The 13011-nt window shown below is 47.4% G+C and carries 16 protein-coding genes and 1 tRNA gene; 11 read left to right on the top strand and 6 right to left on the bottom strand.

The window, feature by feature from the left end:
- The first annotated feature begins 191 nt into the window (after window positions 1-191).
- From LDO05_RS07200 to LDO05_RS07220, 5 genes are all read left to right on the top strand, one after another.
- Window positions 192-854, top strand: a complete 663-nt coding sequence (locus LDO05_RS07200; protein WP_251378648.1) for a uracil-DNA glycosylase — start codon at window positions 192-194, stop codon at window positions 852-854.
- A 117-nt stretch (window positions 855-971) separates the two neighbouring features.
- Entirely contained in the window at window positions 972-1406 is a 435-nt protein-coding gene (locus tag LDO05_RS07205) for a hypothetical protein (protein WP_251378170.1), read from the top strand.
- Window positions 1407-1615: 209 nt separating this feature from the next.
- Complete coding sequence (locus tag LDO05_RS07210) at window positions 1616-2512, top strand: ComEC/Rec2 family competence protein (protein WP_251378171.1); 897 nt, start codon at window positions 1616-1618, stop codon at window positions 2510-2512.
- A gap of 7 nt (window positions 2513-2519) precedes the next feature.
- Window positions 2520-2732 carry a DUF3006 domain-containing protein gene (locus LDO05_RS07215; protein WP_251378172.1) on the top strand — a complete coding sequence of 71 codons (213 nt, stop codon included), beginning with the start codon at window positions 2520-2522 and terminating at the stop codon, window positions 2730-2732.
- A gap of 23 nt (window positions 2733-2755) precedes the next feature.
- Window positions 2756-3277, top strand: a complete 522-nt coding sequence (locus LDO05_RS07220; RefSeq protein WP_251378173.1) for a DinB family protein — start codon at window positions 2756-2758, stop codon at window positions 3275-3277.
- A gap of 126 nt (window positions 3278-3403) precedes the next feature.
- Here LDO05_RS07220 and manA read toward each other — a convergent pair whose 3' ends face one another.
- Together manA and LDO05_RS07230 are read right to left on the bottom strand one after the other, a co-directional pair.
- Window positions 3404-4348, bottom strand: coding sequence for a mannose-6-phosphate isomerase, class I (manA, locus tag LDO05_RS07225; protein ID WP_251378174.1), 945 nt, complete (start codon window positions 4346-4348; stop codon window positions 3404-3406).
- A 41-nt stretch (window positions 4349-4389) separates the two neighbouring features.
- On the bottom strand, window positions 4390-5304 hold the full coding sequence (locus LDO05_RS07230) for an ROK family protein (protein WP_251378175.1): 915 nt from the start codon (window positions 5302-5304) through the stop codon (window positions 4390-4392).
- Window positions 5305-5411: 107 nt separating this feature from the next.
- Here LDO05_RS07230 and LDO05_RS07235 point away from each other — a divergent pair, with 107 nt between their 5' ends.
- The 3 genes from LDO05_RS07235 to LDO05_RS07245 all read left to right on the top strand — a co-directional run bounded on the left by LDO05_RS07235 (window position 5412) and on the right by LDO05_RS07245 (window position 9192).
- Window positions 5412-6434 (top strand): LacI family DNA-binding transcriptional regulator, encoded by a 1023-nt coding sequence (locus LDO05_RS07235; protein WP_251378176.1) that lies wholly within the window; start codon window positions 5412-5414, stop codon window positions 6432-6434.
- A gap of 147 nt (window positions 6435-6581) precedes the next feature.
- On the top strand, window positions 6582-8399 hold the full coding sequence (locus LDO05_RS07240) for an APC family permease (RefSeq protein ID WP_251378177.1): 1818 nt from the start codon (window positions 6582-6584) through the stop codon (window positions 8397-8399).
- A 208-nt stretch (window positions 8400-8607) separates the two neighbouring features.
- On the top strand, window positions 8608-9192 hold the full coding sequence (locus LDO05_RS07245; RefSeq protein ID WP_251378178.1) for an LOG family protein: 585 nt from the start codon (window positions 8608-8610) through the stop codon (window positions 9190-9192).
- 71 nt (window positions 9193-9263) lie between these two features.
- On the opposite strand, the gene LDO05_RS07250 is transcribed toward LDO05_RS07245, so the two are convergent.
- Window positions 9264-9578, bottom strand: coding sequence for a hypothetical protein (locus LDO05_RS07250; RefSeq protein ID WP_251378179.1), 315 nt, complete (start codon window positions 9576-9578; stop codon window positions 9264-9266).
- Window positions 9579-9803: 225 nt separating this feature from the next.
- On the opposite strand from LDO05_RS07250, the gene LDO05_RS07255 reads away from it, so the two are divergent.
- Window positions 9804-10274 (top strand): general stress protein, encoded by a 471-nt coding sequence (locus LDO05_RS07255; RefSeq protein WP_251378180.1) that lies wholly within the window; start codon window positions 9804-9806, stop codon window positions 10272-10274.
- A 51-nt stretch (window positions 10275-10325) separates the two neighbouring features.
- Window positions 10326-11285: a 3'-5' exoribonuclease YhaM family protein gene (locus tag LDO05_RS07260; protein ID WP_251378181.1), complete on the top strand. Its 960-nt coding sequence runs from the start codon at window positions 10326-10328 to the stop codon at window positions 11283-11285.
- A 72-nt stretch (window positions 11286-11357) separates the two neighbouring features.
- Here LDO05_RS07260 and LDO05_RS07265 read toward each other — a convergent pair whose 3' ends face one another.
- Both LDO05_RS07265 and LDO05_RS07270 read right to left on the bottom strand, forming a co-directional pair.
- On the bottom strand, window positions 11358-11549 hold the full coding sequence (locus LDO05_RS07265; protein ID WP_251378182.1) for a hypothetical protein: 192 nt from the start codon (window positions 11547-11549) through the stop codon (window positions 11358-11360).
- 228 nt (window positions 11550-11777) lie between these two features.
- A complete protein-coding gene (locus tag LDO05_RS07270; RefSeq protein ID WP_251378183.1) occupies window positions 11778-11996 on the bottom strand; it encodes a hypothetical protein in 219 nt (72 codons plus the stop codon).
- A gap of 477 nt (window positions 11997-12473) precedes the next feature.
- Here LDO05_RS07270 and LDO05_RS07275 point away from each other — a divergent pair, with 477 nt between their 5' ends.
- Entirely contained in the window at window positions 12474-12821 is a 348-nt protein-coding gene (locus tag LDO05_RS07275) for a PH domain-containing protein (RefSeq protein ID WP_251378184.1), read from the top strand.
- 60 nt (window positions 12822-12881) lie between these two features.
- Here the strand turns inward: LDO05_RS07275 and LDO05_RS07280 are convergent.
- Window positions 12882-12954: transfer RNA gene (locus tag LDO05_RS07280), tRNA-Val, on the bottom strand.
- Window positions 12955-13011: the final 57 nt, after the last annotated feature.

A 13011-nucleotide genomic window follows, 5' to 3' on the forward strand; every position in this document is an offset into this window, starting at 1 on the left:
AGGACTTACAATCCTGCGGTAGGTGACTATCGTACGGGTTCGACCTCCGTCCTCGGCATTCGAAATACATAGGCTTGGAGTAGATAAAGCCGTCTCTGTTCCTACAGAGGCGGCCTTGTGCTGTTTTATGAAGCGTCGGAACTATGAATATGGGTAAGTTGCAAGTAAAGACTGGCAAGGAGGAGAACAGCATGTTCGGTAACGATTGGGATGACATTTTAGAGGAAGAGATGAACAAGCCATATTTCAAGGAACTGATGTCTTGGCTTGATGAGGAGTATAAGGAGCATATAGTGTATCCGCCAAGAGAATTTTTGTTTCAAGCGCTTAAGCTGACCTCATATTCAAATACAAGCGTAGTGATTTTGGGACAGGATCCATATCATGGACCGGGGCAGGCGCATGGTCTGAGCTTCTCCGTGCTTCCTGGTATTAAGATCCCACCGTCTCTTAGAAATATTTATAAGGAAATGGCGAGTGATCTCGGAGTCCCTGTGCCCCATACCGGAACACTTACCCCGTGGGCTGAACAGGGTGTGCTGCTGCTGAACAATGTGCTTACCGTACGGGAAGGACAAGCGGGGTCACATCATGGAAAGGGCTGGGAGACCTTTACTACTGCCATTGTTGAGGCGCTCAACCAGCGCACCGAACCTCTTGTATTTATACTTTGGGGAGCTCCGGCACAGAAGAAGGGGGCTATCGTTGACCGTTCCCGGCATGAGGTCATCATGTCGGCGCACCCGAGTCCGCTGGCGGCTAGACGGGGATTCTTCGGAAGCAGACCGTTCTCCCGGACGAACGAGTTTCTTAAGCAGCAGGGCAGGCAAGAGATAAACTGGGAGCTCGGCTAGCAGGAATTTGTCTTTTGAATATGGAAAAAGAATTAAAGACCCAATGGATCATATTCACGCAGGATCATTTATTGGGCACATCCATTGTTATAAGTTACTGGAGAAGGAGAACGGGCCATGCGTTATGAGGATTGGATCGGGCAGGAAGTCATCGTGTACTGTCAGAGCCAGGAGGACATATATACCGGTACGATTGAAGCATGGGACAAAGCGGCGAATAAGCTGATTCTGGGTCCCCGCTCAATCGCGGTACCGCTGGATGATATTATCAAGATTCAACCCGGCAGCAGAGGCAGAAGAGTGGCCAGAAGAGTACTGAAGACGAAGACAGAGAAGGCTGCGCCTCACTCTGTAGGGTATATTATGAAGAACCGGGTGCAATTCGATAACGCGATCTATTTCAAATCCCCGGTTGCTGTGTGGAGGGCCAATAAGCTGCTCCATTACCATACTACGATTCACCAGCATAATGAACATGAAGTTATTCTAATTACCGGAGAGAAATATTTGAAGCAGAATCATATGTTTGTAGTCAGATCCATTCGAGGTTGAGTGGGTCTTTGTACTTATATATTAATTCATATTGTTTTTATCGGAATAAACGGGTATATTTAAATTAACCAAGATGAATTAAAAAGATGCTAACGATGACCTGGTTAACTTAGCAAGCGGATTAGGGCTTTGGGGTTGTAACAGATTGAATAACTTTGTCGAATGGAATATAATTGGAACAAATGTTCTTAATGTAAAGGATAACATCTATGACTAGACTCATTCCATTTGTTCAACAGCATATCTTAAGATATGCGGCCTTAATTCTATGCCTGTGTCTGCTTGCAGGCTGCTCATTCTCAGGCATCACCAAGGATTCTTCCACAATTGGCCCGGTGGACGGAAATGGCAAGCTGCGTGTCATTTTTATTGATGTGGGCCAGGGAGGTTCCCAATTAATCATTACTCCTTCGGGCAAGGCCATGCTTATCGATGCAGGGAATAATGATAAGGAACAGGTTATGCTCGATACGCTGAAGGAGTACGGAATCTCAAGACTTGATATTGTAATCGGAACCCATCCTGACGCGGACCACATTGGCGGACTGGACAAGGTGATTGATCAGCTGAGTATAGGCAGGATCTATATGCCCAAGATAAGCTCGAATACGAAGACATTTGAATCTGTTCTTCGCTCGATTAAGCGCAAGGGCCTGAAGGTCTCTTCGGCCAAGGGTGATCTCACACTGAACCTGGATAGCGGTGTTAAAGTTCATATGTTAGCCCCGTTAACGAAGTATGAGGATAATAACAATATGAGCGCTGTAGTGAAGGTCTCTTATGGTGAGCACTCGTTCCTCCTGACAGGGGATTCTGAAGCGGACAGCGAGCAAGATATGCTCGCCTCGGGTGCCGATCTTCGCTCAAATGTGCTTTTGGTCGGTCACCATGGTTCCAAATCATCTACGAGCGTGGCATTCCTGAAGAAGGTGAATCCGCAATATGCTGTCATTCAATCGGGAAGAGGCAACAAGTACGGGCATCCAACTCAGACCATTCTTGAGCGGTTGCAGAAAAAGGGTGTGAAGGTCTACCGTAATGATACCCAGGGAACAGTGGAGTTCTTGACGGATGGCCATCATCTTCAGATCAGAGCAGAAAGGTGAGCTGGTTATGAAAGGAATTGTCGAAGGATTTGAAGAAGGCTGCTGTGTAATTGAAATTGACGGGAAGACAACAAGTGTACCTTTGGATCAGGTAGATTCCTCTGTTAAGACCTGCGATGTTGTGGACTGGGACGGCAAGAAATGGGTTGCGAACCCTAAGGAGACAGAAGCGCGCATCCGAGAGATTAAGTCACTGATGAAAGATGTCTGGGAGGATTAGACACCACAAGGGGGATTAGAAGGATGTCATTACAGCGGCCGCTAAAAGGTGAATTTTCAGCTTATTACGAGAGTTATATTCAAGATCTGCCCGAAGGGGAGATTCTGGCTTATTTGCAGTCCCAACTCAATGAGTTCGGCGGGCAGCTTAAGCATCTATCGGAAGAGAAGGCCAACTTCCGCTATGCCGAGGGCAAGTGGAGTATTAAGGAAGTGCTGGGTCATATTAGTGACACGGAGCGCATTATGAGCTACCGGCTGCTGCGGATCGCAAGAGGAGACAACACGCCGCTGGCTGGGTTCAATGAATCCGATTACGTTGCATATGCCGGGTCGGAACGCTTCAATCTGAGTGATCTTCTTGCAGAATTCTCTATCGTCCGCACAGCTACTTTGGACTTAGCCAACCGGCTTGACGATGAAGCGTGGCAGCGCACGGGAATAGCGAATGGAGCTCAGGTCTCCGCACGCGCGATAATTTACATTATTGCTGGACACGCGGCGCATCATCTGAAGCTTATACGTGAACGTTATCTTCAGCTGTAATCTTAAGTAGTGAGTTGATACTTTGAAAATTAAGTTAAGCAAAACAGAAGCCTGCACCGGTCAAGCTGAGCTTGAAAGGGTGCAGGCTTCTGTATGTCTAGGACGTGAGCAAATGGTCAGCTGCAGTTATTCCCATGAAGCAATAGCTTCGAGCTTACCGGATATTTCATAAGGCCCGAATTCAACCGGAAGGATGAAGTGATCTCCTTTGCGAAGCGGGTAGACTTCGCCGCCGCTTTGGAGCTCGCCTTCACCGGCAATGATGCTGACAAGCGTGTATTTTGAACTCGGGTCAAAATGACTCTTGCCGGCAACGGACCATTTTTGAACAGTAAAGAAATCATTAGCTACAAAGGTAGTAATCTCCGCCTGGTCTTTAGCTTCTGTACGATAGGTCCCTTCCTTGTACACTTGAGGAACGGTAGTAACCTCGATGGCCTTTTCCAGATGCAGTTCACGGGTGTTCCCTTCCGCATCTCTGCGGTCATAATCATAGACACGGTAAGTGGTATCCGAGCTTTGCTGTGTCTCCAAGACCACGATGCCTTTGCCCAGGGCATGCAGCGTGCCGCTTGGAACGTAGAAGAAGTCTCCGGCTTTGACCTCGACCTTGGACAGTAGCTGATCCCACTTCCCTTCATGAATCCAGCTTGCCAGCTCTTCCTTGCTCTGCGCACCGTGGCCGTAGATAATCTCGGCACCTGGCTCCGCATCAACAATATACCAGCATTCTGTCTTACCAAGCTCGCCATTCTCGTGTTCGCCTGCGTACGTGTCATCTGGGTGTACCTGTACAGACAGATCGTCAGAGGCATCGAGGATCTTGGTAAGCAGTGGAAATACTTTGGAGTCCGAACGGAACAGCTCTTGGTGGCTGGACCATAGCTCGCCCAGCTCCATCCCTTTGAACGGACCATTCTCAACTACGCTCTGCCCATTGGGGTGTGCTGAGATGGCCCAGCATTCTCCCGTCTCATTCGAAGGGATCTCGTAACCGAACAGACTTTTAAGCTTGGTTCCTCCCCAGATCCGTTCTTTGAACACCGGCTGCAGAAAAATAGGTTGATTCATAATAGTTAATTCTCCTTTCAGATGATTGAATGTATTTAAATTTAGTAAGACATATGGACAAGTGCAGCCGCGCCAATGAGTCCGGCGTCCTGCTGCAGGGCGGCTGGAACAATAGGTGTCTTCCGGCCGGAGGGATTAAGGGCGTATCTTCCAACATAGTCCTGTACAGCATGGAAGAGGGGATCGCCGACTTGGGAGACACCTCCGCCAATAACTATTTTCTCGGGATCAAGGGTATTGATTAAGGTAACGCAGCCTATGCCGATGTAACGGAAGACCTGGTCGATCAGCTCCTTCATGGCGGGGTCACCGCCAGCGGCCAGCTCGAATGCTTCCTTGGAAGTTACACTCCGATCAAGCAGCTCGCTGGCTTGTCTGGCGATAGCCGTACCTGAGGCCACATATTCCCAGCATCCCCGCTGCCCACATACACACTGCCCCGCACTTGAATCAATGACAAAATGCCCCACATCCCCGGCATTCCCGCTGGCACCTGTAATCAGCTTGCCATGCATGTAGATTCCCGAACCGATTCCAGTGCTGATCGTTACAAATACAAAATGCTGAGCATCCATCGCCGCACCGAGCCACTTCTCAGCCAGAGTAGCTGCAGTCGCATCATTCTCAAGCTTGATCGGGTAGGGCAGATGGCGCTTCAATTCATGGATTAGCGGGAAGTCGCGCCAGCCTGGCAGATTAGGAGGACAAGTAATTTGTCCTTCAACTGTATTGAGCGGACCTGGAGCTCCGATACCAACACCGGCAATGTCCTCGCCGGGAATACCGCTCTCATGAACAAGTGTCAGAACAGTCTGGGCGATACGGTCTACCATAACATAGGGGGTTACAGCCGGATTCGTGGGAATGGAGGATTTCTGAATGACATCCCCGTCAGCAGAGATGATGCCGATAGCTGTCTTCGTACCCCCGATATCGATCCCGATTGCATACTTCACATTAAGTACCTCCTGATAATCAATTCAACTTGACAATACTTGACAAAAGTTGACTGTGTAAAGTAATATTAAAGTCAGTGTACCACATTTAAGGGGGATTGCAAGTTATGGCCCGCGTCAAAAAAGTATCCATGCAGGATATCGCCAACAGGCTTCAAATATCCAAGAATGCAGTCTCACTCGCTCTATTGGATAAAAAGGGAGTTAGTGAGGAGATGAAGAGCCGGATTGTCCAGACGGCCAAGGAAATGGGGTACGGTCCCTATGGTCAGAAGCAGGTGGAGCATCCAAATCTGCTTGTAGTGGTGCCTGACAGAGTTACCAGCTATGATGACAACGACCATTTCCATTTTTATCACGATATGATCTGGGGTCTTGAGTCCTCTATCCGGAAGAGCGGTTATAATGCCATTATTGTAAGAGTAGATCACACGATGGAGAAGAATCTTATTCTGCCTGGGCTGTTCGAAGATATTAAGTATGCTGGCGTAATCTTGTTCGGGATTATGGATAAGGCTTATGCCGAGATGATCTGGAAGCTGGACACGCCTCTTGTTATGCTTGATTCCTATTATCGGGACCTGCACTGCCCGGTAGTGACCTCGGCTAATATGGAAGGAGCTTATGAAGCTGCTGACTATCTAATAGGGAAAGGGCATACGCGAATCGGGTTCATCGGCCCCGCTAATCTGACGACAAGTCATGAAGAGCGCTGGTATGGCTTCTGGCGGGCCATGCAAAGCAGCGGGATAAAGATCGAAGAGAAGTGGTGTCTGACGTACTCAAACGGATTTGATTCTACCCAGCGGGAAATTACCGGATTTCTGGATCGTATGGGTGATATGCCGACAGCCTTCTTGTGCGGAAATGACCGGATCGCACTGCTGCTCAGTCAGGCTCTTCAAGCGCGTGGAATACGGCTTCCCGCTGATATATCTATTATGGGCTTTGACGATTTGAACATGTCGGAGACCTCGGATCCTCCGCTTACAACCATGCGTGTGAATAAGACCGGCATGTGTGATGCCGCGGTTGAGCTGCTCATCTCCCGGCTGAGTTCCGCGAGGGAAATGGTGCGTTGGAGCATTCCTCCGATGCTTATTGAGCGCGATTCAACAGCAGCGCTATAGATCAGCAGAACCATCCCCTTTCTTAGGAGAGGGGATTTTTATTTCACAAAACGTAATCTATGTACTGGATTAATTCTGTGGAACCATATACAATACGGTTTGTGTCTTTGCAGGAACCTATTGAAACCACCGTAAAGGAAGTTGTATATGCCCGGAAAATTGAAACGCCTGCTGATTGGCAGACCCATGAAATCCACCGAGATTGAAGGCGAGAAGCTGAGCAAGCTGAAGGCATTAGCCATTTTATCCTCAGATGCTTTATCCTCGGTAGCATACGGGACGGAGCAGATTCTCATTGTCTTGATGGCAGCCGGATTCGCGGCGCTCTGGTATTCGATCCCTATCTCCATTGCCGTCCTTGGGCTGCTGGCGATCCTTGTTATATCTTACAGGCAGACTATATTCGCTTATCCCGGCGGCGGCGGGGCTTACATCGTGGCAAAAGACAATTTGGGGTTATCTCCAAGCCTGCTGGCTGGTGGCTCTCTATTGGTTGACTATATATTAACTGTGGCGGTAAGTGCTTCGGCGGGAACGGATGCGATCACTTCCGCATTTCCGGTACTGCATGACCACCGGGTTCTGATCGCCGTAGTCATGATTCTGATTCTAACATTAATGAACCTTAGAGGAGTGACGGAGTCGGCCTCTATATTGGCTGTTCCGATCTACTTCTTTGTCATAGCTATTTATTTCCTGATCATATGCGGAATCATTAATTACATCACCGGGGGAGCCCACGCGGCCGCTCCTGAATTCGGCAAGACCATATCAAGTGTAAGCCTGTTCCTTCTCCTGAAAGCATTCAGCTCTGGCTGTTCGGCCTTAACCGGAGTCGAGGCCATGTCGAATGCCATTCCGAACTTCCGTAAGCCGTCTGATAAGAATGCGGCGGCTACGCTCATGATGATGGGTATACTTCTTGCAGGAATGTTCATCGGAATCAGCTTGCTCGCGTATTGGTACGGCATCAAGCCTGCGGCTGAGGAGACGGTGGTCTCCCAGATCGCTGAGTCCACTTTTGGCCGGGGCGTGCTGTATTATATCATTCAGGGTGCCACCGCGGTGATCCTGATCCTGGCGGCCAATACGGCGTATTCTGCTTTTCCGCTGCTTGCATTTATGCTGGCAAAAGACAAATTCATGCCTCATGCCTTCATGGTGCGGGGAGATCGGCTCGGCTTCTCGAACGGGATTATCTTCCTTAGCATTCTGTCCGCCGTGCTGGTCATGGTGTTCCAAGGGAATACAGAGAGCTTGATTCCTCTCTATGCGGTAGGTGTCTTCATTCCCTTTACCCTGTCCCAGCTGGGGATGATGATCCGCTGGATTAAGCTGAAGCCTTCTGGCTGGATGCTGAAGCTCTTCATTAATACGGTGGGTATGCTGACTACCCTGTCCATCACGCTTATATTTATTTTCACTAAGTTTAGCCAGGTCTGGGTCATTTTTATTTTCCTGCCACTCGTGGTCTACATGTTCATGAGAATTCAGCAGCATTACACGAACACAGCCGATCAGCTGCGTATCGATCACTTTAGTGAGAAGCCCATCGCGAAGGGGAATACAGTGATTATTCCGGTTGCGGGAGTTACGCGGGTCGTGCTGAATACGGTAAGCTATGCGAAGACGCTTTCGGACAATGTGGTGGCTGTATATGTAGGGTTTGATGATGAGTCGGTCCGCAAAATTGAACAAAGGTGGAATGAATGGAATCCCGGTGTGCGGCTGATTATCCTGAAATCCCGTTACCGGAGTATCCTTGGTCCGCTGCGCAAATTTATAGACACGGTAGAATGGAAGAAGGCCGAGAGTGACCATATCACGATCCTTATCCCTCAGTTCATTACCAAGCATTGGTGGCAGAACCTGCTTCATAACCAGTCAAGCCTGATGATTCGGGCCTATCTGATCACCCGTAAGGATGTTGTTGTTGCGACGGTCCCTTATCATATGGACCGCTAAACCCACATAATTCCAGATACTAAGGAAGCATCCGTTAAGGGTGCTTTTTTTGTGATAACGTTGGTCCATGTGTGTGTTAATTTCACTGCTTGTAGACTCGCGATGTATATTTTCGCCTGCTTTTAATACAATTAATACACTGTATAGTACAATGATTATATGTGGGTTATCCTCATGAGCTAACAGGAATAAGGAGTGATGTTGAGAGATGAATACAGTATGTGTATTTGCGGGTTCAAATCCCGGTGTGAAGCCGGAGTACCGGACTCAGGCCATTCAGCTGGGAAGTACACTTTCGGATCAGGGTATCCGTCTTGTATACGGAGGATCCAAGCTGGGGCTGATGGGTGAAGTCGCGAATGAAGTGCTGCTGCGCGGAGGCCATGTCATTGGAGTCATGCCCAAAGGATTATTTCGCGGGGAGATCGTGCACCGGGAATTGACGGAGCTTATAGAGGTTGAGAGCATGCATGAGCGCAAAGCCAAAATGGGAGAAATCGCTGATGGATTCATAGCGCTTCCAGGAGGTCTGGGTACGTTCGAAGAGCTGTTCGAGGTATTATGCTGGGCACAAATCGGGATACATGCCAAGCCGATTGGTCTGCTCAACATTAATGGATATTACGATCCGCTTATCGAGCTGATCAGGCACAGCGTTCAGGAAGGGTTCTCTAATGATTCGCACTTAAGCCTGATCAGGGTCTCGAGTGAGCCGGAAGATCTGCTGGATCAGATGAAGCGGTATCAGCCGCAGGCCCTTGGGAATAAGTGGACACAACTGGTTGTTGAGTGAGGCTATAGAGAAGTAAGCCCCTGCGGTGTGTGGAACAACTGCCGGGGCTTCTGTTCATATAACGGGTGAGGCTACATCAGCAGGGTGATGACCAACAGTTCATAGAGGACTAGAGGCAGGATGGTGTTGTTGTAATAGAAGCTGCCGGGAGCTCCCAGAAAGCGTTGATCGCCTTGAACGGTTACGCTCAAGTACAAGAAGCGGTCATCGGCGCTGACGATAATTCCTTCGTAAGTATAGCCGTCAATCGTAACTACTTTGACAGGACGGTTCAGGTGAATGGAACAAAGATTCCGAATTTGATCCTTGATCCCTTTTAGCTGCTGTGCCATATTGGGGTTCGCCTGATATACCACTTGATTGTCCTGCTGTAATCCATATGCCATTGATAATACCTCCTAAGTGGGCGTTTGTCTTGGTTCAGTATATACAGCTGTGCCTAGTAAGGTTCCAGCTTGTTGGGCTGTTGATATGTAAAAATTCCTGCCTCTCCATAGAACTCCGGGATTCATATAGAGTTCCGAGGAGCATGACCTCGCAGGGCAAGTCCTATGTTTGGCGTTAAATCCCCAGTGGGTAATAGTCAATAAGTAACCGGGGAGGGAATAACCATGGCAAAGCTGATTATTGGAGTATTCAAGACATCACAGGATACGTCCATTGTGATTGATGAGCTTAAGAAAGCGGACTTGGGTGAGAAGGAAGTATCTGTGTTGTCATGCAAGATCAAGCATATGCATAAGATTTCCGAGAATACAGATATGGGTGAGCCCCAAGCGGGCAATGGGGGAAAAAGTGTATTCGGCATGCTGAAGAATGTGACTGCGGAGATTGAAGATGAGCCCGTTGAACTGATTGCAACCGGTTCAGCGGCCAGGAAGATGGCTGGAACCAAGGTCGGCGAGGGTACTGATGACTTTATTGTCGCTCTGATGGGGGCAGGAGTTCCCCGGGAGGATGCCAGTCAGTATGAAGAACACTTGATTCAAGGACATATGATTGTTATGGTGGAATGCAAGCCGGAGCAGGCTGACCGGGTGGCTAATATTTTCACACAGCATCAGGTGGTAGGAATAGAATAGAAATGGTAGATTTATATCAGTCTACTATCTAATATTTATAGGAGTTGTCAGATGAAACAGGTTAAGGCATTTGTGGATGGGGAAGAAATTATTGGATTCTACCTGCTGAAGTCCGTAGGGATCAAGCAGACGAACGGAGCGGCACCCAAGGACTATCTCGATTTGATTCTTGCCGACCCGTCAGGGGAAATTTCAGCCAAGTTCTGGGATGCGACACACACGGACAAAGAAACCTTCTTCGCGCCTATGCTGGTTAAGGTGAAAGGGCTGGTTCACACTTACCGGGATAAGCTGCAGTTCAAGATCTCCCAGATTCGGCCTGCTTCCCCGGATGATGGTCATCATATAACCGATTTCATCAGGTCGGCGCCCGTCGCCCCGAATGATCTGGTGTATGCCATTACAAGCGCTGCCGCCAGCATTCAGGATGAGGAGCTTCGCTGGATCGTAGATGAATGCATCCAGAAGGTGGGGGATAAGCTTCTACATTATCCGGCGGCAAAGGGAATGCATCATAATTTCTACGCGGGTCTTGCATATCATGTCGTTCGGATGCTTGAGCTTGCTGAGTTCATCGTCATGCAGCGGCCGTTCCTGAACCGTGATCTGCTCGTCGCCGGTATTATTCTTCATGATATCGCCAAGACCGAAGAGTTAACCGCTGAGCTTGGGATCGTCTCTGAATACAGCTTTACAGGTAAGCTGATTGGTCACATCTCGCTTGCAGTGAACTGGATTACAGAAGCAGCATTACGCAAAGGCATGGATATCAGCTCCGAGAAAATCGTTATGCTTCAGCACCTGATTCTCTCCCATCATAATCTTGGAGAATGGGGAAGCCCGGTTCAGCCTCAGCTGCCGGAAGCCTTGGCCCTTCACTTGATTGACCAGCTGGATGCCAAAATGCAGGCTGCCGAGGATGCAATTGATACGATGGCCGATCCTGGAGGTTGGACGCCGCCTATACGTGCGCTGGAGAATAAGCCGCTGTATCGGCGCAAGCAAACATAATAGAGTACTGTTGTAAGCAGAAAGAGCCCTGAATCAGGGCTCTTTCTGCTTACAAGACAGCTGTGTGTCTGTCTACACTAGCTGTGTGCCATCGTCGTTGGGATTGTCCTTCTTCTGGGAGTTCTTCTTGGCTTCATCGTCATCGCCGGTATTCATAATAGCGTCGACCATGTCTTCCAGCACGTCCGTAGCTGCCGGACGGTTGGGATCTACATCAGGGATCTCATTAAATCCCGGTTTTCTATTCTCATCAGGTATACTCATGTTCAACTCAGCTCCTTCATTCATATACGATATAGAATGTCACCGGATTTCCCGGTATATGTAAGGTTAACCCGCCTAGTCGTGAGTTGAATCCATTAAACGTAATTTAGCCGGGTTAATGACAGATAGCCGAATGCGAGGAGATACGTACTTACACAGAAGCATAAGAGGGCTCCCGGTGGGGAACCCTCTTGTGCTTGCAAATATATAATATTGCTTATGTAGCATTTATGATTTGAAAGGGATAATTCTTGTCACATGTTCAATCTCTTCTAGCAGGACCCATACAGCACCTTCAACCGTTCTAATCTGAACGCCTTTAGGATTTTTGTTCCATTTCGGGATTCCAGTCATCATATCTCCAGTAAATAATTTAACTACAACCTCATGCTCCAATGTAACCGCCATTTTCAGTTGAATCAGATCCAGCTCCGCACTAGTCTTCATAATTTAGCCCCCATCACATGATAGATTAATTCCTCATACCTATTACTTCGGACGAAGAGACTATATTCCTGAGAGCAATATAAAAGATGAGTCTTTAGTCTTATCTAATCAGTAGACAAGACCCGTTTAGATACATTAAAGTTAGTTTTCAAGCTTGTATATCCGCCATATTGTTCCAGACAGCCACTAACAGAACGTTCCAACAGCATTTACAGGCCAAAAGTCTTTGATTGCGCTTTCATAACTATATTACCCTTTTTATGGTGATTTCTAACCAAATCTAGATAATCTAATAGTATGATTGTGTATGGGTATTTATTACAGTGAGTAGGAGTTTTTTTGGAAGATTGGATTATGCTATTAGCGACTAGCTTGGTAACTGTAGTTTATGGTTGTTTAGAATTTGCCATCATGTCTGGTTAGAGTTAATATAACTATAAAAAAACAATTAAATGGATTCATTGAGAGGATGTTAATATGGCGATATTCGGGAAGAAAGTAAATAGCATTGAGAATGGTTATGAAGATCTGCTCATAGACGATGAGACTATTGAATCAGTACATACACTTTTTAAAAACCAAGCAGTATTAACAAATATGAGAGTAATATTTGAAGAGCGAGAATCTCTTAATGAGATGAGTTTATCATTTATTGTATCTATTCCTTACTCTAAGATTAATGCCATAGCATTAGAAAGAAAGGGTTTTACAAGTACAAATAGGTTGATAATATCTACTGGTGCAAAAGAATATAAATTGATGTTTAACTTAATTGAAGATGTGTTGAAATTTCAAAAGTCACTAAGTACGTTTATTTTCACTTAGGTCATTTTTGAGTAAATGATAAAACAAAAGAACCCTTACACCGTAAGGGTTCTTCAAGTATGATCTGCAGTGGGCTCGAACCACTGACCCCCACCCTGTCAAGATGGTGCTCTCCCAGCTGAGCTAGCAGATCAAAAAATGGATTAGATAAATAATATCATAGCAGGTTAGTGAGCATATGTCAAACTTC

Source organism: Paenibacillus sp. YPG26 (assembly GCF_023704175.1).
Taxonomy (GTDB): Bacteria; Bacillota; Bacilli; order Paenibacillales; family Paenibacillaceae; genus Fontibacillus.